This is a genomic window from Nonlabens spongiae (assembly GCF_002117125.1).
Taxonomy (GTDB): domain Bacteria; phylum Bacteroidota; class Bacteroidia; order Flavobacteriales; family Flavobacteriaceae; genus Nonlabens; species Nonlabens spongiae.
This window is the reverse complement of record NZ_CP019344.1, coordinates 1,882,611-1,905,941: the sequence shown is the minus strand read 5'-3', so window position 1 is coordinate 1,905,941 and position 23,331 is coordinate 1,882,611. Positions and strand designations below refer to the sequence as shown.

Annotated in this window: 11 protein-coding genes and 2 pseudogenes; 7 read left to right on the top strand and 6 right to left on the bottom strand. The window is 42.5% G+C overall.

Annotated features, from left to right (window positions below; translation table 11 throughout):
• Nucleotides 1-1,092 precede the first annotated feature (1,092 nt).
• The 4 genes from BST97_RS08760 to BST97_RS08745 all read left to right on the top strand — a co-directional run bounded on the left by BST97_RS08760 (nucleotide 1,093) and on the right by BST97_RS08745 (nucleotide 14,367).
• Nucleotides 1,093-12,186, top strand: a complete 11,094-nt coding sequence (locus BST97_RS08760) for a beta strand repeat-containing protein (RefSeq protein WP_169711556.1) — start codon at nucleotides 1,093-1,095, stop codon at nucleotides 12,184-12,186.
• 83 nt (nucleotides 12,187-12,269) lie between these two features.
• Nucleotides 12,270-13,259, top strand: a complete 990-nt coding sequence (locus BST97_RS08755; protein ID WP_157111561.1) for an Ig-like domain-containing protein — start codon at nucleotides 12,270-12,272, stop codon at nucleotides 13,257-13,259.
• A 111-nt stretch (nucleotides 13,260-13,370) separates the two neighbouring features.
• A complete protein-coding gene (locus BST97_RS08750) occupies nucleotides 13,371-14,018 on the top strand; it encodes an Ig-like domain-containing protein (protein ID WP_157111559.1) in 648 nt (215 codons plus the stop codon).
• Nucleotides 14,019-14,160: 142 nt separating this feature from the next.
• A complete protein-coding gene (locus BST97_RS08745; RefSeq protein WP_085766878.1) occupies nucleotides 14,161-14,367 on the top strand; it encodes a hypothetical protein in 207 nt (68 codons plus the stop codon).
• Nucleotides 14,368-14,797: 430 nt separating this feature from the next.
• Here the strand turns inward: BST97_RS08745 and BST97_RS08740 are convergent, their stop codons facing one another.
• Complete coding sequence (locus BST97_RS08740) at nucleotides 14,798-16,450, bottom strand: aromatic amino acid hydroxylase (RefSeq protein WP_085766877.1); 1,653 nt, start codon at nucleotides 16,448-16,450, stop codon at nucleotides 14,798-14,800.
• Nucleotides 16,451-16,518: 68 nt separating this feature from the next.
• Between BST97_RS08740 and BST97_RS08735 the strand changes: the two genes are divergently transcribed.
• On the top strand, nucleotides 16,519-17,118 hold the full coding sequence (locus BST97_RS08735; RefSeq protein ID WP_085766876.1) for a TetR/AcrR family transcriptional regulator: 600 nt from the start codon (nucleotides 16,519-16,521) through the stop codon (nucleotides 17,116-17,118).
• On the opposite strand, the gene BST97_RS08730 is transcribed toward BST97_RS08735, so the two are convergent.
• On the bottom strand, nucleotides 17,082-18,197 hold the full coding sequence (locus BST97_RS08730; RefSeq protein ID WP_085766875.1) for an alkene reductase: 1,116 nt from the start codon (nucleotides 18,195-18,197) through the stop codon (nucleotides 17,082-17,084). The genes BST97_RS08735 and BST97_RS08730 overlap by 37 nt on opposite strands.
• Before the next feature lie 152 nt (nucleotides 18,198-18,349).
• On the opposite strand from BST97_RS08730, the gene BST97_RS08725 reads away from it, so the two are divergent.
• A complete protein-coding gene (locus BST97_RS08725; RefSeq protein WP_085766874.1) occupies nucleotides 18,350-19,432 on the top strand; it encodes a hypothetical protein in 1,083 nt (360 codons plus the stop codon).
• A gap of 92 nt (nucleotides 19,433-19,524) precedes the next feature.
• Nucleotides 19,525-20,049 carry a DUF6252 family protein gene (locus BST97_RS08720; protein ID WP_085766873.1) on the top strand — a complete coding sequence of 175 codons (525 nt, stop codon included), beginning with the start codon at nucleotides 19,525-19,527 and terminating at the stop codon, nucleotides 20,047-20,049.
• 50 nt (nucleotides 20,050-20,099) lie between these two features.
• Here the strand turns inward: BST97_RS08720 and hisIE are convergent.
• The 4 genes and pseudogenes from hisIE to BST97_RS16135 form a co-directional block, all read right to left on the bottom strand.
• Nucleotides 20,100-20,755: pseudogene (gene hisIE / locus BST97_RS08715) on the bottom strand (bifunctional phosphoribosyl-AMP cyclohydrolase/phosphoribosyl-ATP diphosphatase HisIE).
• A gap of 10 nt (nucleotides 20,756-20,765) precedes the next feature.
• The gene (gene hisF / locus BST97_RS08710) at nucleotides 20,766-21,626 is read right to left on the bottom strand and encodes an imidazole glycerol phosphate synthase subunit HisF (protein WP_085766872.1); all 861 of its coding nucleotides are present in this window, start codon (nucleotides 21,624-21,626) and stop codon (nucleotides 20,766-20,768) included.
• Nucleotides 21,627-21,749: 123 nt separating this feature from the next.
• Nucleotides 21,750-22,523 carry a 1-(5-phosphoribosyl)-5-[(5-phosphoribosylamino)methylideneamino]imidazole-4-carboxamide isomerase gene (hisA, locus tag BST97_RS08705; RefSeq protein WP_085766871.1) on the bottom strand — a complete coding sequence of 258 codons (774 nt, stop codon included), beginning with the start codon at nucleotides 22,521-22,523 and terminating at the stop codon, nucleotides 21,750-21,752.
• Between the two features lie 93 nt (nucleotides 22,524-22,616).
• Nucleotides 22,617-23,288: pseudogene (locus BST97_RS16135) on the bottom strand (DUF559 domain-containing protein); the annotation flags it as partial.
• Nucleotides 23,289-23,331: the final 43 nt, after the last annotated feature.

Here is a 23,331-nt window from a genome sequence, read left to right as displayed (position 1 = left end):
ACCTGTTCTTAAACTCAATTGATAAACTCATACATCGGACAATAAATCTTGAATTGGGCACCTGTAGTTGCACATACTTAGCAATACCAATTGCTATGATCAGCGTATCTGTAATCTAATTAGGAACATGGGTTTTGTTATTCCATCGAACTTCGTTGAGGCACCTATAGGAATACGATTGGCAATAGCGGAAAGACCAGTAACTGTACGCTCAACGATAAGCTCTATATCACCATCGATTGTAAAAAAGAGGTCATATTTCTTACTAATTTCTTCGGTGATTGATTACAAAGCACTAGTGGTATTTCTTTCTGCTCTGGTGAATGTAGTCACTTAGCCAGTTCGTTTTCAGGTAGTGAACCTATCTTTAGAATATGGGAGCTTTATAGATCCATGATCCGCAGACTCGATAATTGATCTGGTTTATAGACTTTCTTAGAAATGTGAAAGTGGAGCCCGTGAACTAATGGGCAACAATAAAGATTGATATGGTAAAAATCAATGCGGCTGTAAGCCTTACAATCAAATTAAGTTGTACTTAAGTCTAGCAAAGAATTAATGTTCCAGCTTAGGTAAATTTTTTCTAATACTCTATTGTCATAAAGAGTATATAAAATCGATTTATTTGAGAGCTCTTAATAATTGAAAAGATTAGTAAGAGAAGGAATGTAAACTTGCTCGTTTCATGAAATCCTTTTTCTTTTAAAAATCGTGTCAAAGCCATGTTTAAATATCCTGCTATAAGAATCTTAATTTTAACAGATTACTGTTAATCTTATTAGCTCAACACTTCGTCGATTTTTTAAACGATAACGATATCGTTGTAGTTGGGTCACATAGACAAAATTCGATCAACTACATAGTGACATGACATCCCTGCTGTATCGGATAAATATAAAATTACAGTTCTTATAATCAGTGTTTTAAATTATATATGTTGTGGCAATGTTGAGTTATTGAGTGTTTTTTGATGTGTTGCATATGTCAATTTATCGCTTTTATTTCGGTATATAACTCATGATTAATTATTATAAAATGATATCAAATTAATTTTGTTTTAGGATGTTTTACCCCATTCTAAACCCCAAAATAATGGTTAAAAATTACCTTTTGAACGCATTCAGACACTCGTATCAGACCAAAATTTCACATGGAATTTTGATCATAATTTTCTCTATTTTTTCCATTAATGCATTTTCTCAAACTAATGCTCCTAGTATACAGTCCGACGTTTCTTTTCAATGGGCGGGTCCTCAACCTACAAATAGTTCACCTGCATTTTTGGAAAGTATAACTGTTGACGGAGTTGTTTATAACGATTTGATCGCTCCTACAGGGTACGTGCTTAATCAAGTGGGGCCTGCAGGAAATGGAGGAAACAATATTCTTCTCAATGGTACAACTGTTGAAAATACCAGCGCTAGTGCGACTTGGGATGATTCTGCACTTGCGGCTTATCAAGATCGAAACCTTAATCATTATTTTGAATCAAATGGTAATGGGGCTAGCATTTGCGATAATTTTGGGGCAATAGACACCACCAACAGTCAAAAGCAAACGCTAATTTTCGACAATATTGTTACGGCAGCAGGTTCTATTATTGCGGTGACGGAAAGAAATGCGAACAATTGTTTGCATATCGAAATAATTGGTTCTGCTCCTGGAACTTCAAACATCACAAGTCTAGGAGAAACATTTGTGAATCCTGCTGGAGGAGCATTCTCTGGTCCAGGTGGAACGGGAACTCCAGGTGATGTAACGGCCCCCACTGGAAATGTTGATTATTGGCTTTCAGATCGAGTGGTTGAAAACGGCGGTACACTCGGAATTGCACTTTTTGATTTAGAAGACATAGTGCCGATAGGTTCTACGATAACCAGTGTTATAACTACGGCGGCAACTGTTGATAATGGGGATGGAAAAATCTTCATTCTGGACAAGGATAATGATCTTGATGGTGCGGATAATGTGGATGATGATGACGATGATAACGATGGTATTCTTGACGTTGATGAACGTATTTGCTCAAACACGGCACCTCAAGGAGCTAATGATGTTTTTGTTAATAATGGTGTAGCTGATGAGAATGCTATTCTAGACAGTGTGAATTCAAATGGTGCCCAGTTTGATACCGTTAATGATGAGTTGGTAATAGATTTAGGAGTTACCGTTCCACAGGGAACAGATATTGAAATCAGCTATTTTGCATCTACAGCTGCAACCAAGACAATTCAGGTTCAAGAATCAAATTTCGATGGAAGTGTTACCAGCAATTCGTCTTCCTTTGCCTCTTCTTCTACTGCGGCCTCCACATTTACCTATACTTTGTTGAGCGATACCAAGTATATACGTCTCTTAATGACTGTGGATAATGGTGGTATTCTCGAAGTAGACTATTTAGAGATTCAGTCTTATCAACAATGTACAGATATAGACACAGACGGAGATCTGATCCCAGATTATTTGGATACAGACTCAGATAATGATGGTTGTCCTGATGCTCTTGAGGGTGATGGTGGTTTTGACTTTACAGATCTTGACGCAGATGAGGAGCTCGATGTTTCCGTCACTGGTATCGATGCTAATGGTGTTCCCAATCAAGCTAACGGTGGTCAAAACGACATCAGTTCAACAGATTCAAATGTTCAAGCAGCAATTTGTATATCAGATAATGATGGGGATGGCATCGACGACAGTACAGATGTTGATGATGATAACGATGGAATTCCAGATACACTAGAGGGTGATACATGTGATAGCTCAGAACAAACTTTAGATACAAACGGACAGGTTACAACTGCTGGAGGTACCTCTGAAGTGGTTTATGACGCATCAGGTTTGAATGTGTCAATCGGAGATTTTGTTTTGGTCGATAACCTCCTGGCACGTGGTGATTTAAACAGTGCTACAGAGACTTTCCAAATTGGTTTCAATAATGAAACGCTTCCAGCTACAACCTATAATGTAACCACTCAGTGTGGTGCTTTGGAAGCTGTAACGCCTGCTTTGAACAGACTTGTTGAAGTTATCGACGTAGGTGGTGGTACGCCGGGAATTATCATCGACGTTGACGCGAGCGCAGACGTAGGTGTTATTTGTGGCGGAACTGAACCTGCTATGGCTTATTCCCTAAGGATTTCTTGTGGACTGCCATCTCTTGATTCAGATAACGACGGTATCCCAGATTCTAGAGATCTTGATTCGGATAACGATGGTATTCCAGACAACATAGAAGCACAGTCGACTTTAGGTTATATAGCGCCTAGTGGATCAGGAGCTGGGATGACCGATGCCAACAACAATGGTCTAGATGATAATTACGAGACGGCTCAAGGTGGAACTGACATTGTGCCAGTCAACACAGATGGTGCGGATGATCCTGATTATCTTGATTTGGATTCAGATAATGATGGAGCTTTTGATATAGTTGAATCTGGTCGAGGTTTAGCTCAATCATCAGGACAGGTTACAGGAACTGTTGGTAATAACGGTTTAATAACTGAGGAAGAAATAAATGATAATTATTTTGATGTAAATGGAGTTTTTGACAATACGCAATCAGACAACTTTGCAGATTCAGATGGCGATGTGCTTTCAGTAAATGGAGATGTCGATTATCGAGATGATATAGATAGCGTGGATACTGATGGAGATGGTGTACCTGATACTGTTGACATAGATGATGATAATGACGGTATCCTAGATACGGAGGAATGCACGTCAGAAACGGCAAATGCCGTGGCAACTCAAGCGACCACGGGTGTCACGAACATAGCCAATATCACAGGACCCTCTGATGGCGCTTTCGCTTCATGGACTACAAATGGAAACATCAGTACCATTGATTTTGGGCGAACGCTTGCTCCGGGAACTGATATTACCTTTACTTGGAGAAGACTACCCGGGCAAACAGGAACAGCTCAACCCATCATCGATGAATCGTTAGATGGCAGCACGTTTGGAGCCGCATTTTTTCCAATTTCAACAACCTCTGAAATTGCGGTAACTTCTACGTTTCAATCAACCCAATCGTTCAGGTATCTACGTATCACCAAGCAAAGCACGCCCAGTATCACAGACTTTGATATCGATTCCATTGCGATCACCGTAGATGAATCAGCCTGTGACGATGATGGCGATGGTGTTCCCAACAGTCTGGACCTAGATTCAGATAACGATGGTATTCCAGACATTATCGAGGCGCAACCTACGGTGGGGTATGTAGCACCTTCTGGTTCTGACGACGATAATGATGGTTTGGATAATAGCTTTGATGATACGCCCAATGGCAATAGCAACGGAGTGGGATCAAATGGATTGACTCCTCAAAACACTGACGGAATCGACAACCCTGACTATTTAGACCTGGATTCTGATAACGATGCCCTATTTGATATCAATGAGTCAGGATCTGGCCTGACCGATGCAAACAGTGACGGTAGAACAGATGGAGCTGTAGGCAACAACGGTCTAGAAAACACGTTGGAATCTGCAGATAACTACAACGACGTCAACGGAATTTTCGACGATACTCAGTTTGACAACTTTACCGACAGCAACTCCAACGCACAATCAGCGAGCGGTGATGTAGACTATAGGGAAGATGTCAACGCCGTATTTGATCGCGATGGCGATGGAGTAGAGGACAGCGTTGACATTGATGATGATAACGATGGTATTCTAGATATTGACGAAGACATTTGTTCCGGTGGCCTGGGAACTACTGGAAGATTGAGGTATCAATTTTATGACAGTGTTCCGGCTGGTAATACTGTGGATAATATATCAGAAGGTTCAGCAACTGCTGCTGGAACCGGATTTGTGTCAGATTTTAACGTTGCAAATTTACAATCCGTTGTAACTCCAGCTGATGGCGATACTTTTTCGATTAGATATTTAGGTCGCATTGAAATAAACACCTCAGAAACCTATACATTCTTCACAAATTCTGATGATGGTTCAAAGCTTTTCATTGATGGAAATGAGGTCGTTGACAACGATGGCGATCATGGTCCTGTGGAGAATTCCGGAACCATTGCCCTGACACCGGGAGTCTATGATTTTGAGGTACTATTTTATGAGAATGGAGGAGGTCAGACTCTTTCGGTAAGTTACTCATCAGGTACCATAGCAAAGACGACCATTCCATTTTCAGTCTTGGGCGATGGTGAAGCTACATTTTGTGATACAGATGGAGACGGTATAGAAAACCAGTTTGATTTGGATTCTGATAATGACGGTATCCCTGATATTATCGAAGGTCAATCCACTCTAGGCTATGTCGCACCCAGTGGTTCAGATGCTGACCAAGACGGTCTTGACGATGCTTTTGACAGCACGCCTAATGGCGGCAACCTGGGTATCGGTTCAGAGGGGATACAGGTTGTAGACACAGATGAGGTCGGAAATCCAGATTATCTGGATGTAGACTCTGATGAGGACGGTCTTTTTGATATCAACGAGAGCGGTAGCGGTTTGACAGATGGCAATACTGACGGTAGAACCGATGGTGTGGTGGGTGATAATGGGTTGGATAATACCTTGGAAACCCTAGATACCTATGCCGACGTCAACGGTAGTTTTGATAATACTCAAGACGACAACTTTACGGATGCTGACTCAGACGTAAACACTGGCGGTGATGTAGATTACCGTGATGATGATGTAAATGTGCTTTTGATCAACGCAAACGACGATTTTGCCTCACATAGTGAAGGGACAACGAGCAATGATTTAATCAATGTACTGGATAATGATACTTTGGACGGTGTAGTTGTAACGCCGGCAGATGTTACGGTGACGACAATCAGTTCTGATGATCCAGGCATAACGCTAGACGCTAATGGAAACATTGACGTATCTGCTGCCGTAAACAATGGTACCTACGAATTAATTTACAGCATTTGTGAGACAGCGAGTCCATCAAACTGTGATACGGCTACCGTTTTTGTAACGGTTACAAATAATGATCGTGATAACGACGGTGTTCCTGATGATGTTGATATCGACGATGATAATGATGGTATTCTTGATGTAGATGAAGGTTTTACTTGTCCTGCAACAGACTTTGTAGCAATTGGTAGTACTTTCTCTTCAACCGCTGACCCTGGAACACAAGCTGGAATCTACCCATTTAATGGAGCGTCAATGGATTATACTTATAGTCTTCAAGGTTCTGCAGTTTGGAACTCGGGAATATCTACTACTACAAATACAGGTGTAGACGGTGTGTTTATTAATGCTCAAAATCAGCAGTCTAATGTTCCTAACGGTGACTTTGCATTTCATGAATTTGAATTTAGTGAACCTGTTTATGAATTTGAATTTAAAGTGGGTGGCTTGGACAATCAAGATAGGTTAAACCTAACCGCTAGTCTGGATGGAGTGGATGTGCCTATTACAATAACTGATATTAATCTAGGAGCAGATCTAGTTTTTAATTCACCTCAATCAATTACCAGCAACTCATCCAGTGGAAATCTCGCACCAGCTAGCTCTGTCTTGATCACTGCTAACGGTCCTGTAGATACTGTGAATATAAAGCATGGTAAGGATGGAGCTAATGCTTCTAATTCTACAGTTCAATTTTATGAATTTAGGTATTGTACTGCATTGGATTTTGATGATGATGGTATTATCAACTCTTTTGACCTCGATAGCGATAATGACGGTATTCCAGATAACATCGAGGCGCAATCCACAACGGGTTATATCGCTCCTTCGGGAGGTGTGGGCGCAAACGGTCTATTTGCAAGCTATGAAAATAATGACACAACAAGCGCCACGGGCTTAACGCTAACGAATACAGACGGCAGCCTGAATCCTGACTATCTGGATCTTGATTCAGATGATGACGGACTGTTTGACATCGATGAATCTGGTTCAGGACTGACTGATGGTAATAGTGATGGTCAGACAGATGGAACAGTTGGATTCAATGGTCTTGATAATTCCCTCGAGTCCAGTGATAATTACGCTTCCGCGAAAGGGGACTTCGATAACACCCAAGAAGACAACTTTGACGATGAAGATGGTGATGTCAATCTAGGCGGCGATGTGGATTATCGAGATATAACCGATAATCCTAGGATTATTGATGCGATAGACGACGCTGTTACAACCAATGAAGGAATTGCTGCTAATGATGTGATCAATGTCTTGGATAATGATACGTTGGATGGAAATCCTGTTTTAATTTCAGATGTATCAGTGACTACAATTTCTTCTTCTGATCCTGGAATCACCGTTGATCCCGCAGGTCAACTAAGCGTAGCTGATACGGTTCCAGCAGGAAATTATACTTTGGTGTATCAGATTTGTCAAACGGCCTTGCCCTCAAATTGTGATATAGCTACTGTAAGCGTTACCGTAAGCGGACTCGGTATTGATACAGATGGAGATGGAGTGATCGATTCCGCAGACATCGATGATGATAATGATGGAATACTTGATGATATAGAAGAATCTTGTCCTACTTCAGATAAAGCTGCAACCTTTGTTACAACTGTTGATGCATTTTGGACTTTAGATGGTAACACAAATGACGTTTCTGGAAACGGGAACAATGAGCGTGCCCTTGGTGGTACAACCAGTCCGACTTACTCTACAGATGTGGTTGAGGGAACTAATGCTGCTAACTTTGACGGGACGGATGATGCCATACGATACAGTCAAGATGGTGGCTTTATGGAAGCCACCTATACAAACTTGAGCTTTTCAGTGTGGATAAAACCTGATGTCTTGGTCGGTGATCGTATCATTTATGAAGAAGGAGGCGGTACTAATGGTGTTACCCTGTGGCTAGATGACGATGTTTTGACTTATAGTGCTAGAAATGGTGGGGTAGGCTCACAAACTGACATCGTACATCCTACTGTATTGACTCTAGACGGCAATTATCATCATGTAGCGGCAACATTTGACTCAGGTACAATGAACTTGTACTTAGATGGAATTCCAGCTACAACTGTTACAACGACGTTTAATAATATACCTGGCCATGGAAGTGATGGAGGTTTAGGAGGCCCAATAGGTGGGGGTACTTCTGCTGACGTTTCTGGTTACTTTGATGGTCTTATGGACGCTGCAAGGTATTCTAATTCAGAAACCTGGAGTGGCGATGAAATCGCTTCGGAATCAGAGTTAATATGTGATGCAGATGGTGATGGAATCGCAAATCGTTTGGATCTAGACTCAGACAATGATGGGATTCCAGATATTATAGAAGCACAGACAACTTTAGGGTATACCGCTCCATCTGGTTCTGATGCTGATGGTGATGGACTGGATGACAACTACGATCAAACTCCAAATGGTAATAGCGATGGAACTGGTTCAATAGGTTTAAGCCCAGAAAACACTGACGGAACTGACAATCCTGATTATTTGGATCTCGATTCAGATAATGATTCAGTTTTTGATATCGTTGAATCAGGTTCAGGCCTTACTGATGGAAATAGTGATGGACGTACCGACAGCGCGGTGGGTGACAACGGTTTAGATAATACTCTAGAAATCGCTGATGATTACAGTGATGTAAACGGAACCTTTGATAATACGCAAGCTGATAACTTTACCGATACCGATGGCGATGTTTTGACTGGTGGTGACGTGGATTACAGAGATGTGCCACAAATAGATGCCGTGGATGATGTTGCAAGTGCACTGCCAGGAGTTGCAAGTAATGGAATAATAAATGTTCTTAATAATGATACTGTCGACGGTCAGCCAGCTACGGTTGCAAATGTGGATATCACTCAAATCAGCACGACCAATGCTGGTGTAACGGTAGATCCTGTAACAGGTGATGTAAATGTAGGCGCTGGAGTTCCTGAAGGAGTTTATACGATAGAATATAGGATCTGCCAAGAAGCAACTGTTACAAATTGTGACAGTGCATTTGTTACTGTTACCGTCGAGACTGACACTGATGGCGACGGAGTCCCAGATTCAGTTGATATCGATGATGATAACGATGGGATTTTGGATACTGAAGAGTGTGAAGTTAGGTTTGACGAAACAACTTTCAGCATTGCAGATGGAAACTCTTCAACCGGGTTGGTAGTTTCGCCGGTAGATAACTTCGTACTGGACATATTAAGTTTGGATAATGCATTTAGCTTAAATGTCAATGGCGTTGATTTGGCCACTCAAGAATTTGAATTTCAAACAGATCAAACGGTAACGGTTGAGTTTGCAGATGGTGATGCTTATGGAGTGGGTGGAATTCCTCAAATTTGGGATCGTCCTGAATCCAATGTGGATACACCATTAATTAGGCTTATAATTGATGATAGCGGTAATGTTAGTTTCTTCGGAAGCAAGGTGACTAATGGACCATTATTCCCTCTAGTTTTGATTAACGGCAATACATTCAACACTGTAACTCTGAATTCAGGAACTACCAATACATTCATTATAGATCAGGATGTAACAGGACAGACACTAGCAACTGGATCTATCTATGGTTCAATTTCGGATTGTGATTTTGATGATGATGGTATTCCGAACAATTTAGATCTTGATTCTGATAACGATGGTATTCCAGATAATATAGAAGCTCAAAGCACTACAGGTTATACTGCCCCTTTAGGCGTGGATAATGATGAGGATGGTTTGGATGATGCTTATGACGATACCCCATTTGGTAATTCTGATGGAACTGGAAGTAATGGTTTAGATCCAGAAAATACAGATGGTACTGATCTCCCTGATTACTTAGATATTGATTCAGATAATGATGGCTTCTTCGATATTGATGAAAGTGGCGATGGTTTAACAGATGCAGATAATGATGGTCGTACGGATGGAGCAGTAGGAGTCAATGGTTTAGATAACACTGTAGACGCTGGTGGTATTGACGATTATTCAGATGTAAATGGAAAATTTGATGATACACAAGATGATAATTTCACGGATACAGATGGTGATGTTTTGATTGGTGGAGACGTTGATTATCGAGATATTCCAGAAATCAACGCAATTGATGATGCTGCTAGTGCAACTGCTGGAGTAGCAAGTAACGGAATAATCAATGTGCTGGATAATGATACTGTTGATGGTTTACAAGCTACTGTTGCAAATGTCGATATTACACAAATCAGTACAACTAATGCTGGAGTTATTGTGGATCCTTTAACAGGAGATGTAAATGTTGGAGCAGGGGTTCAGGCTGGTGTTTATACGATTGAATACAGAATATGTCAAGAAGGTACTGGTACTACAACAAATTGTGACAATGCATTTGTTACAGTCACTGTAGAGCTAGATACTGATGGTGACGGTGTTCCAGATGCTGTAGATATCGATGACGATAATGATGGGATTTTGGATTCTGAGGAATTTAACGGTCAAATAGAATGTAATTCATCTTCGGTTCCAGTCTCTAGTGCTGTTCAGGGAGAATCAAATGTTCTAACAGGCAATACTAACTTCAGTGCGATAAACGATGGAGTGGCTACTGCCGACGATGGTGTTGCAATGAATAGCGTTAATCATTACTTCGTGATTGATTTAGGTCAAGTCTATCAGTCAGGCTCAGTGATAAGACTGGATATTTGGGGGAATGGCACACAAAATAGAACAGCTGTTACTTCAGAAACAACTGGAGGAACTTACATCCCTGGAGGTGGAACGAACCCACAAACTAATCAGGTTAATGTAAATACTACTTCATTTTACAATTATACCCTCGCAAATGAGACTCAGTTCATCCAGATTGATATGACTGTTCGTTCGGGTGGTAGGACTGAATGGATCGAAGCAACTATCACAAATTCATGCTTACTTGTAGAAGGTGATAGTGATGGTGATGGTATAGTGAACAGTCTTGACCTGGACTCGGACAACGACGGCATACCGGACAACATTGAATCACAATCAACAGTGGGGTATATTGCTCCGACTGGACTAGATGATGATGGAGATGGTTTGGATAATGCTTACGACGTAACTCCTAATGGAAATGCTAATGGTGATGGAAGTATTGGTATAACTCCAGAGAATACGGACGGCACGGACCTTCCTGACTATCTGGATACCGACTCCGACAACGATGGCCTTTTTGACATAGACGAGAGCGGAGACGGTCTGACGGATGCAAATGGCGATGGCCGCACGGACGGAGTAGTAGGCAACAACGGTCTTGAAGATACCGTGGATGATCCTGTGGCCGGTGATGGCTATGACGATCCAAGCGGTAAGTATGACGGCACCCAGACGGACAACTTCACCGATACCGATGGAGATGTTCTTGCGGGAGGTGACGTGGACTATAGGGATGTTCTTGACTTTGAGGTGGACATGCCTACACAGACCGTACTGGAGAACAATGCGTTCACTTCCGTGGCTCCCACCCTGACCAACTCACCCGGCGGCACGATTACCTATAGCCTGGGTGGCGTTGACGCAGCGGACTTCACGATCGACCCTGTAACGGGAGTGGTGAGCATGGTGGCGCGGGACTTCGAGAACCCGGTTGATGACAACACCAACAACTTCTACAACCTCACGATCATTTCGACCTCGAGCGTGGGCCCGGTTGCCACAGATGACTTCACGGTAATCGTGAACAACGAATGCGAGGACATAGACGTGGTACAGAACAAGTTGAGGGCAACGGATCCGATAGGCGTTGCCTCCAGCAGTGACAACGCGGTGCTACAGGTCGAGGTTACCGATGCCAGTGGAGCTCCGAGATCAGGCGTTCAGGTGAGCATAAGCCTCGAGAGCGGCAGCGCGAGCTTCGTGACGACCAGCACGGGAACCACAGATGCCAGTGGATTGTTCAGTGCGACGGTATCGAGCACGGTCGTGGGCACGCCTACCTTCTCCGCGAGGTATGCCGCTACCACCGGAGCACCAGATACCGATGTGGAACTGGGCAACCCGACACCGGTGAGGTTCCTATCCAGCATCGACGACAGGGAAGCCTGTGGAGAGGTAGGAATAGCCGTGAGCATGCCACACCCATCATCGGTACTTGAGGTATTCAGTGAGGACAAGGGAGTGCTCATACCTAGCGTGGCCCTGTTGAGCTGTTCGGATACCAGTACGATCCCTAATCCAGCGACTTCACTGCTTGTCTACAACACAAACGCGAGTCCTTCTTTAGGTGTAGGTTTTGTGTTCTTCGATGGTGCAGAGTGGAGGAGTATCTGTCTGGAACGTGATCAGTTGAGACAGTAGATTTCAAATTTCGGTCTCGCTTTCGCGGAAGCGGGACCCAACAAAACATAGAACCGGGCATGGACCCAAAACGAATCTTGAGAATGGATTACCAAAACAAAAGAAACCAAAATAGTTCCAAAACCGGCAACCAGTCGTCATTTGGACTCATGTTGTCACTTTTGCTGCTACCGCTCTCGCTCATGGCGCAGTTCAGCGTCGACAGCTACGGCGACCAGGGCGTGAACGAGAACGTTGCCTACACCAGCCCGGCGGCAAGCATCACGGGCACACCGGTGGGCACGGTTACCTACAGCCTTTCCGGTCCTGATGCGTCCCTGTTCACGATCAACTCCTCAAACGGAGTGGTGAGCATGGTGGAGCGCGACTACGAGTCGCCCCTGGACACTGACGGGAACAACCTCTACAGCGTGACGGTGGTGGGTACGGACTCTGACACCAACACGTCGGAGCGCGAGCTGGACGTGGTGGTCTTTAACGACTGCAGTGCGAGCGACACCCCACAGATGTTCAAGCTGTCCGCTCCGGACTCGCTTGGGGATACGATGGGCGACACGGCAACGCTGCGCATAAGCCTGATAGGAAGCGGCGGCGTCCCACAGGATGGAGTTGCGGTGATGTTTGTGAAGACCAGTGGGCCTGCCAGCATCACGAGTCCGAGCGGCACGACCAATGCCTCGGGTATCTACGAGAGTACGGTAACCTCGGCAAGTGCGGGCGTATCGGAGTTCACGGCCATGTACGACACTACAGGGAACGGTACGCCAGATACGACGGTGACCCTGGGATCGCCCACCGCGATACAGTTCACGACCGATGTGTCCAGCTTCAATACGGGTGGCCACGTTGGAATAGGTACGGAGACTCCAGACAGTTCAACGGTGCTTGAAGTTGCCGGTACGGATAAAGGGGTATTGATCCCCAGGGTGGCGCTTACCGGTACGGCGGATACGGCCACGATAACCAATCCCGCGGTAACACTGTTGGTATACAACACGGCAGCCGTTGGTGGGCTGGAGGTCGGTTTCGTGTTCTGGGATGGAAGCGAGTGGAAGAGCGTCTGTGCGCGATAGGAGATCAAAGACCTAGAATTGAGCAACGTAAGAACGTCTGTAAACTATAATCAATTAAACCATAAGTGGTCTCTCCTGAAAGGGAAGGATCATAAAAGATAGAAGAAAGAGATGAGAAAAAACAGGTTGATATTAGCGATGGTATCCTTATGCATGGCAGTAGGCCTTGCAGATACCGGGCTGGATAGGGGCATGCCCGATCTGGAGCAGTCCCGTTTTGAGGCCGTGGATGCGGTGGGAGATATGCTGGGCGATGGTGGCCAGGTGGGACTTACCCTAAGGGACACTGAGGGCCAGCTTATGCCGGGAGTATCGGTACGCCTGACGGTGGAGAGTGGGGAGGCAACCCTTGCAACGGTGAATGGAAAGACCGATGGATCGGGAAGGTTTGAGAGCTTTCTCTTCAGCAAGGTACAGACCGTGGCCGTGGTACGTGCGGAAGTGGATACGGACGGAGATGGAGTGGTGGACCGAGCGCTCGCGCAAAGATCCACGGTTGCATTTATAGACAGCCTTGCGCTCAATACGGGCGTGGGCATCAACATCGATACCCCTGACGATAGTGCGGTACTTCACGTGAACTCCAGCAACAGGGGCGTGATGATCCCAAGGGTGGCACTACAGGGCTGTTCAGATCGCGTGACGATTCTGGATCCCGCAACTTCCCTGCTGGTGTTCAACACAAATGCCTCCGACTCACTCAAGGTAGGCTACGCCTACTTCAATGGTACGGACTGGGTGAACTTCTTGTTTGACTGAGTCCTGAAACTGACTACATAGATAAAAAGCGATCCAGTTGGATCGCTTTTTTAATAAAGAATTCTATCTGGAATTGGTATGTCTCTAAAATTCATTAAAGTTGAGCTGTAATGACATACTAAACATTTTTGTAAATTGGAATATGACTATTGTAAATTACATTTTCTTAGGTATAGCTATAGGATTAGTTGTCATTTCTATTCTCGATTATTTTGAAAGTCAAAATCGGGCCAAAAAAATTACTTTAATAAAAGATGAACTGTACAAAGACAACCAATTTTTAGAAAATGAAAAACAGAATCTTGAACAGTTCCCATCAGGTGTAAAAAATCAGCTTATCATTTTTTAATTAACAATCTGATTGAAGCTAAGACTATCAATTTGGACAAAATAAAATCATTAAACCAAGGACTGCACCAAATACTTTCCGTTGATCACCAACCAGTACCTAACTTCAAAATAAACTACCCAGAAGACTTAAGTATAAAACTAACAAAAGGCAAGGTTTTTTCATTGGGCAATATCTTTTAGAATCTGCTCACAATGCGATTGAGCACTCAGCTGCAGATTTTTATATTCACCTTATAACCTTTAAGAAACGTTCAGTTAGTATAATTTGTCATGATAATGGTCAAGGATACGATTCTATTGAAGTTGCAAAAGGCAGCGGCATAAAACTAATGCACGCTAGTGCTCAGTCCCTCAATGGAGATCTCAAAATAAGTAGCATACCTTCTGTGGGTACTAAAATTACTTTAGAATTCAACATTTAAAATCAATTATAATTTCAATTCTTTGAGTTCATTCATAAGTAACCACTCATCTGGATAAGTGTTGTTTACCTCATCAATAAGTTCATCTAACTTTTGAATGTCCACTTGCTTATCTTTTCTCATTTGACGGACTCGAGAATATAAAAAGTCGATATTTCTCTGCCTCTCAGAAAGTCTTGACTGGTACGTTTCTGTAGTGCTCTTGTGATACACTAGATCAAAGCTATGATAATCAGCTGGTCCTGCGTAAGCGCTAACAATTTCCTTACCTACTGCTAAATTTAAAATTCCATCTTGGGGTGTGAACAAAATTTCATCCTTGTAGGTTACCGTACAATCCGTAAATTGAATAAGCATCAATTTTCCATTGATATTTCTCATTCCGGTAATATTGAGCCCTTCTACGGTAATTCCGCTTTCATAGGTGAATTCAATACGCTGATTATCGTAAAAGTTGTACGCTTGAAGATCTCTAGGTCCCATGTCTTCAATGGCGAGATTGATCCCTTTTAATTTGCCGATAGGTGATAAGAATCCATTTGCGTGAGCAGCAACGCCATGACCTATGAGCTCTTTTTCGCGGTAAGCGAGAGCGCTTTTACCTTGGGTTTTAAAGAAGACTACTTCATTGTCTTCATTTAAAATCATGCGTGAGAAAACTCCAGAAATTTGGAGTCCGGTACTCAGTTCTATAGTTCCGAGAGACTTAGATTCAATCAATTTTTTTAATCCTCGATGACCACCTTTCCTTACTGCCATGGTATTTGCAAACTCCTCTAGGACTTCACTCAGATACGCAAAATCTGGTGTGACATAGAGAAAAGGTTGTTTTTGCGTGATATCAAAATCTTGATAGGCAGCTTGAATACTATAAGGTCTTTTTTCGACTTCAGGATTTAAACATGTCTTACTTTCTCCTATACTAGATAGAAGTCCAGCACCATAGATTTTAGGGTTGTTAAGGTCGCCCACAAGACCATATTCAACAGTCCACCAGTGTAAATTACGTATAAGAGCCATTTCACTAGGCTCAACCTTTTTATTTTGAAGTCGATCGATCTCACATTCAGCTTTTTTTATTTCTGAGGTCAGTTCCTCTTGATTTTCTGAAGTTCTTGATTCTTTCAAAATACTCAATAGTCGCACAGCTTCATAAACCTCGTGATCATGAGCACTACTTATAGCTTTACTACCTATTTCTCCAAAACGCCTCAAGTATTCAGCGTAATCTGGACTGGCTATGATAGGTGCATGTCCCGCCGCTTCATGAATTATGTCAGGAGCAGGAGTGTATTCAATATTCTCCACTTTTCTTATGTCAGATGCTATGACGAGAATCTTATAAGCTTGAAACTCCATAAAAGCTGCTGGAGGTATAAAACCATCTACTGCAACTGCAGCCCAGCCTATCTCTTTTAGGATACGATTCATCCCATACATGGAGGGAATTTCTTCAATAGAAATACCTGTTTTTTTGAGACCATCTAGATAAGATCCATGCGCCACCTTACTCAGGTATTCAACATTGCGCCTCATTACATGTCTCCATACAGCTTGATCCTGAGCGGTATAGTCTTCATAGTTCTGAGGTTTGATAAACTGTTTTAGGTGAGGCGGTAGTCTATCAATAAGTGGGTTGCTTTCTATATTTTCAATCATGTAGTAAAATTAAATGTAACTTGCAGGTGAGCTAACTCTGTTTTTAAAAAAGTTTGAATTTGCCATTCATGACTCAAAGAAAAAAGGCGATACTAAATGCTGCAGCAAAACTATTCAAAGAGCGCGGCTACTCTGCGATTACGATGCGAGATCTAGCAGAAGAACTTGATATCAAAGCATCTAGCCTATATAATCATATATCTGGTAAACACGAGATACTGTCTTCTCTTGTTTTGAAGGTGGCACAAAGTTTTAGTAGTGGTATGAACGAGATCAGTGCTGGTGGGGATTCCGCTTTCGCGAAAGCGGAACAACTCATACAGCTCCATATCAATATAGCGCTCAGTTACCCTGCTGAACTTGCGGTGCTAAATAATGACTGGATGCACCTTGAGGGAAAAGACTACGAGGCTTATCAAAGAATGCGACAAGATTATGAACGGGATTTCAAGATAATCCTAGAAGACGGGATCACTAATGAAGAGTTCAAATCGTTTCACGTAGATACCATGCTATTTAATTTACTGAGCACACTAAGATCTATCTACCTATGGATACCAAAAAGATCGGCCAGTGAAATAGCCGATCTTCAAATTGAGTTGCCTAAAATGCTTCTTAATGGACTTGCAAATCAGTCCTTGACAGCTTCTTCTTCCAGCACGGGATAATCTGTGTAGCCCTCTCTACCTTGCGTGTAGAAGGTGTCCTGATCCCAGTCTGCGGTTTCTGCTTTGAGTTCAAATCTTTTTACAAGGTCTGGATTGCTTATAAATAGTTTTGCAAAGGCAACACAATCTGCATGGCCGTCTGCAATCACTTTGTTACCAGACTCACGATCAAATCCACCATTGATTATCAAGTTACCTTTGTAAATAGGTCTATAATGCTCTGCGATATTAGTCACGAGATGATCGATGTCACTCACGTCTGTAAAAGGTTCTGAGAGGTGTAAGTAGGCCAGGTCGTATTCATTTAGTCTATCAATGACATAGTCAAAAAATGGAATGGTATTTTTAGTTGATTCAATACCAAAAACTCCGTGAAGTGACGGATTCATACGGCAGCCTATGCGGTTTTCAGGCCAGCTTTCCTTGACTGCCTCGAGTACTTCAAAAAAGAATCGAGCTTTGTTCTCTTGGCTTCCGCCGTATTCATCAGTTCTAAGATTTGAATTCTCATTGAAGAATTGGTGTATCAGGTAACCGTTTGAACTGTGGATTTCCACCCCATCAAATCCAGCTTTTTTTGCATTTGCTGCTGCATCTCCAAATTCTTTGACCGTTTGCTTGATCTGATCTATAGTCATCGCGTGTGGAGTGACGGTCTTTTTCTTTTCACCTTTATGATTGTAAAGCTCAGTTTCTGGATTTACTGCGCTGGGAGCCCACGGCAGGTCTCCACCATGAAAATCAGGTAAAGAAGTTCTACCTACGTGCCATAATTGACAAAAAATCTTCCCACCAGCTTCATGCACACTATCCGTTACCTTTTTCCAGCCTTTTACTTGCTCCTCGTTAAATATTCCAGCCACATATGGATAGCCTTGTGCTCGTTCAGAAATTTCGCTTCCTTCTGAAATGATAAGTCCGGCTCCCGCACGCTGTGTATAATAATCTATGTGTTTCTGGACCGGTGCACGGTGCTCATTGTCTGCCCTGCAACGGGTCATGGGAGCCATAACGACTCTATTCTTTAATTCTACGGCTCCTAAAGTAATCGGATCTAACAGTGGCTGTGTGGTAATCATACTCATTTTTTAATTTTTTTTAAAAGTACAGCCTGAGCTCTTTTATTGCGGTTAAGACCGCGTTAATTAGGCCGTATTTAAAATAGGGCAGTTGACTTATTGAGCTGATTTTTTGGTTGTGAGATATTTACAAAACATTCAACACATTTATCATGAAAACAATAATCTATTCTGTCCTGACAGTGCTGTTTCTTTTTTCCGCTTTCGCGAAAGCGCAAACTCTGGGAGAATTAAAATCTAAAGTTTTTGACTCTGGACAAAAGCCAAAGAAAAAGGCCTCGAAGGAAGTCTATATTGCTAATTTTAACGCTTTGGTTGAAATCTACAGGGAAGATGTGGACTACAAGGCAAAGCGAGAATTTAGAGGAAAGGGAAGAGGTGAAGCTACAGCAAAAGCAGCTCTGGGACTTACCGGTGTAGATACTGATCTCATGCAGGCCAAAGTAGACAAGCTTTACGATGACTTGATTACTGACCTAAAATCCAAAGGTTACACACTGCTCAATGTAGATGAGGCAAAAGAAACCAAGTTTTATAAAAAAGCAGTACCGCTTAAAGGTCCCATCATGCGGGAGAGCGCGACGCCAGGATTTCTAGAAATAATCCCTTCTAGTTTTGACGGCTTGGCTAGTAAAAAAGAGGCGGAAGGAAAGGATTCCAAAAAACGCGGATTTCTCAGCGGATTCAAAGCCGTCGGTTCAGCGTTGAGCGGCGGTAACAATGCACTTTCAAAGGAGATGGACGACGCCATTATTCTCGATATTACCTTAGTCATGAGCTGGAGTGAAACCGGTGGTGGATGGCTGGATGGCCTGGCCGGAGCTACTGCAAAAATCAAAACCAATCTTGCCCTAGGCACAAAATCTGTTACTGCGCCCGTAGAAAAAGGTTTGCGTATGAAAGGTCAAGAGAGTGTCTATGACCTTGAGACTGCTTTTAATCTATCACAAGGATCTGGTTTGAAAAAAACAGTATGGAAAGGATACCTGAAAAAGCCATTACAAATAAGCGGCGTTCTTGAAAATGTAAAAGTAGAATCCTTCAATAGGGGTAAAGCCAGTCAGACTTATGATGTGGGGAATATGTGGACCGTTACAGAATGGACGAGCACAGTTTCAAAAGATGCCAAGATGGTGGAAGTAGATTCAAACAAATTTGCCGATGCCTTATACCTCTCAGGAAAAGCTTTTATCGATGATCAGCTTAATTATATGAATGATAAGTATAAAATGTAGTTGATATTTGTCTTAAATATAGGGCAATTACCCTATTTCAAGAACCTGAGGGATCCCTCAACTTTGTATTATTAATCAACAATTCAATTATTATGAAAAAAATCAAATCAATTTTTGCGATCTCGATGATGTTGATCGCAATTAGTTTAACATCTTGTTCAAGCGATGATGATTCATCAGGTGGAGGAAGCGAGGCTGGAGAAGGAGAAGTAATTGCTCGAGTAAATGGGAGTTCCTTTCAGTCGATCAGTCAGGGAACTGTAGGTAGAATCACAGCTAATGGAGGTACTGAGTTTTTGCAGATCACGGCCATTAACCTGAATGGAGAAGCCATGACCATCCAGGTCACACGACCAGTAATTGAGGAAACCAGTTATGACTTTGATGATGCAAACAGCATCACTGCCGTGGCTACCTATACAATAGTAGATACCTCAACCTTTGAATCTACTAGTTATGCAGCTCCTTATATGAACAGTGGCGATGTAGGTACGATTACCATTACAGAACGCACTGCTACAAATATCAAAGGTACTTTTGAGTTTACGGCACGTAATCAAGATGATGACACAGATACTTTAAATGTGACAGATGGCTCGTTCAATCTAGCCCTATAATTGAGTACATTTTTTAAATTGAGGTAGGCGGCACATTGGGGAAGTGTCGCCTATTTTCTTTTACTCAATTCTCGTTCTATGTCTTCTAAGGAAAAGCCTTTTGCTTTGAGCAATACGATATAGTGGTACATCAAATCGGCGGCTTCATAAAGAAAATCCTCGTCAGTTCCATTTACGGCATCAATCACCGTTTCTACCGCTTCTTCACCTACCTTTTGAGCGACTTTATTGATCCCTTTTTCATACAGCGAGTAGGTATAACTGCCCTGAACCTGATCATCAATGCGCTGGTGGATGGTTTTTTCTAAATCTTTTAAAGTGAACATAATCATGTTATCTGTGATGCTGGACAAGCCCCAGCACCTATATTACTTTCTGATTAACTTATTTTTGAAACCGAGTCAAAACAACTCGTCGTACCGCGATGGCAGGTAGGGCCGTGGGCATTTGCTTTTATTAAGATGGCATCTTGATCGCAATCTAACTTGATTTCTTCGATATCAAGATAATTGTTGCTGGTTTCCCCTTTAGTCCATATTCTCTGTTTGCTGCGTGAGTAGAAAGTGACTCTGTTACACTTTCGCGAAAGCGAGAACGCCTCCTCATTCATATATCCCAGCATCAAAACCTGAAGACTGCTAGCGTCTTGAATGATGACGGGTAATAATCCATCTACAGCTTTATTCCAATTAGGTTCTAGCGACATCTGCTTTGTTTTAGTTGATCAGGGTTCTAGGCAACCTGACCGATATATTTTTTCCAGCAAGCTGTTCTTTCAATTCCGGAACTGGTAGCTCGCCAAAATGGAAAATACTCGCCGCAAGTCCAGCACTGGCTTGTGTTTTGCTAAAAAGCTCTGTAAAATGCTCTACGGTACCACCTCCTCCAGAAGCGATAATAGGGATGTTGAGCTTGCGCGAGATTTCATCAGTGATTGTAAGTGCAAACCCATTTTTAGTCCCGTCGTGATCCATACTGGTGAGAAGGATTTCTCCAGCGCCTCGCTGCTCACATTCTATACACCACGAGATCGTTTCTCGCTCTGTCTCGTAGCGGCCTCCACCTACAAAGACTTTGTTAGTCGATTTGTCATTCCGCACTTGATGCGGAATCTCATTTTCATCTGACTTAAATCTCGTATCATGATCATTCTGAACTCTTAACTCAAAATTCTGAATTGCTTTAGTATCCACCGCCACGACCACGCATTGACTTCCCAATTCTTTTGCGAGTTCATTGATAAGTTCTGGCCTCTTTACGGCTGCGCTGTTCACGGCAATTTTATCGGCACCAGCTTTGATAATTTCCTTTGCGAGTCGCACATCATTAATTCCACCGCCCACGGTAAACGGAATGTTTAAAACAGCAGCAATTTCACGCACAAGAGGAACGAGTGTTTCTCGCTTTTCAATGGTCGCCGTAATGTCCAAAAAGCACAACTCATCTGCACCCTGCTCGGCATACTGCTGGGCTAGCTCTACTGGATCACCTGCATCGCGCAACCCAACGAAGTTGATTCCTTTAACCGTGCGCCCGTCTTTGATGTCTAGACAAGGTATGATTCTTTTTTTTAGCATATTGCTCGCTTTGCTCGTGATTTAAGATTAGGCTTTGCGTGAACAAAGCCTGACTTAAGACTCTTATGAAACCAGATTCGGTCTTTAGTCCTAAGTCAGAAAATGCAACAGCATTTTCTTATCTTATGTCGTTTCTATAAATTTTCTCAGTTCCTTCAGTGTAATTGTCCCTTCATAAATCGCTTTCCCGATGATAGCACCTTCACAGCCCATTTCTTTTAATTCATGTAAGTCATTCATACCAGTGACACCACCAGAGGCGATCAATTGAATGTTATTCTCAAAATCATCAGCAGATGGGATAATGGATTCAGCAGGTGCTGTTGTATCTATATTCAAGATTTTGCTGTACAACTCTGTGCTGGGGCCAGCAAGCATGCCGTCTTTTGAAATATCAGTACAAATGACGTATTCAATCCCTTTTTTTAACCAGCTTTTGATAAAATCAAGGGCGTCCAACTCGCTACTTTTCTGCCAGCCATGCGTTGCGATTTTACCGTCTTTGGCATCAGCTCCTAAAATAATTCTATCGCTTCCATAAATCTTGAGCCAGCGTTCCACATCTTTAGGGTTTTTAACGGCTACACTACCTACTGTAAGTTGTCGTGCACCAGATTCCAAAACGGTTTTTACATCTTCTTCAGATCTTATTCCACCACCATAATCGATTCTTAAGCTGGTCTTGCTGGCAATTTTTTCCAAGATGTCATAATTGACCACTCGGGACTGCTTGGCACCATCAAGATCGACTAGGTGAAGGTATTCTATACCGTGATCTTCAAATTTCTTGGCTACGTCAAGAGGGCTTTTACTGTAGATGGTTTTTTGCTGATAATCACCTTGAGTAAGCCTGACACATTTGCCGTCTATTATGTCTATTGCTGGTATTATTCTCATTTGTTGTTCTTTTTGTCAGTTTGAACGGCAATTTTCGCCGATTTGTGTACTCTAATTCAGTCTCGACTGTCGCTCGACTTGACATCTTGTTGATTATAATCTCAAAAAGTTCCTCAAAATCTGCTCTCCCACTGCAGCACTTTTTTCTGGGTGAAACTGCGTGGCGTAAAAGTTGTCCCTTTGCATCACGCTTGCAAAAGGTAAGATGTAATCACAAACTGCTATAGCATCTTCATTTGGAACTGCGTAGTAGCTGTGGACGTAGTAAACGTCGTTTGTGGACTGAATAGTTCTTAGCAGCTTTGATTTTCTTGTATTGCCAGACAAAATTCTATCTCTCTGCTCTTGCTCTGGGGAACTGGAGGAAACAAAATTGGTTCGATTAAATTCATCGCCATGAACCTTTCCCCCCTCTGGGGGGTAGGGGGTCTTGGTAGTATGCAATTCACACTTTCTCTTTTCAACTGCAAAATCTATCTGGTTTAAAACGCGACTGAGATTATTTTTGATTTCAGAGTTGGTATATCGAAGTACTTGATATCCTTGATTTTCCAAATAGATTTGCCTTTCTTTATCTTTAGATTTCTGGAAATTGTGGATAGCACCGTCTACCTCAATGATTAGTTTGGTTTCATGAGAAACAAAATCAGGTATAAAACCGCCTATGGGTTCTTGTCTGGAAAATTTAGTTCCTCTACTGTTATTACTTATTTGTGACCATAGAATAACTTCTGATTCGGTCATCTCTCTACGCAATTTACCAGCGTATTCTCTTTTGCTTGCAAACTGCTTGTTTGTACTTGTGTGG

What these genes read in the sequence shown, in the direction of transcription:
- BST97_RS08760 (WP_169711556.1), top strand. Translation starts at nt 1,093, where the DNA reads ATGGTTAAAAATTACCTTTTGAACGCATTCAGACACTCGTATCAGACC.
- BST97_RS08755 (WP_157111561.1), top strand. Translation starts at nt 12,270, where the DNA reads ATGGATTACCAAAACAAAAGAAACCAAAATAGTTCCAAAACCGGCAAC.
- BST97_RS08750 (WP_157111559.1), top strand. Translation starts at nt 13,371, where the DNA reads ATGAGAAAAAACAGGTTGATATTAGCGATGGTATCCTTATGCATGGCA.
- BST97_RS08745 (WP_085766878.1), top strand. Translation starts at nt 14,161, where the DNA reads ATGACTATTGTAAATTACATTTTCTTAGGTATAGCTATAGGATTAGTT.
- BST97_RS08740 (WP_085766877.1), bottom strand. Translation starts at nt 16,450, where the DNA reads ATGATTGAAAATATAGAAAGCAACCCACTTATTGATAGACTACCGCCT.
- BST97_RS08735 (WP_085766876.1), top strand. Translation starts at nt 16,519, where the DNA reads ATGACTCAAAGAAAAAAGGCGATACTAAATGCTGCAGCAAAACTATTC.
- BST97_RS08730 (WP_085766875.1), bottom strand. Translation starts at nt 18,197, where the DNA reads ATGATTACCACACAGCCACTGTTAGATCCGATTACTTTAGGAGCCGTA.
- BST97_RS08725 (WP_085766874.1), top strand. Translation starts at nt 18,350, where the DNA reads ATGAAAACAATAATCTATTCTGTCCTGACAGTGCTGTTTCTTTTTTCC.
- BST97_RS08720 (WP_085766873.1), top strand. Translation starts at nt 19,525, where the DNA reads ATGAAAAAAATCAAATCAATTTTTGCGATCTCGATGATGTTGATCGCA.
- hisF (WP_085766872.1), bottom strand. Translation starts at nt 21,626, where the DNA reads ATGCTAAAAAAAAGAATCATACCTTGTCTAGACATCAAAGACGGGCGC.
- hisA (WP_085766871.1), bottom strand. Translation starts at nt 22,523, where the DNA reads ATGAGAATAATACCAGCAATAGACATAATAGACGGCAAATGTGTCAGG.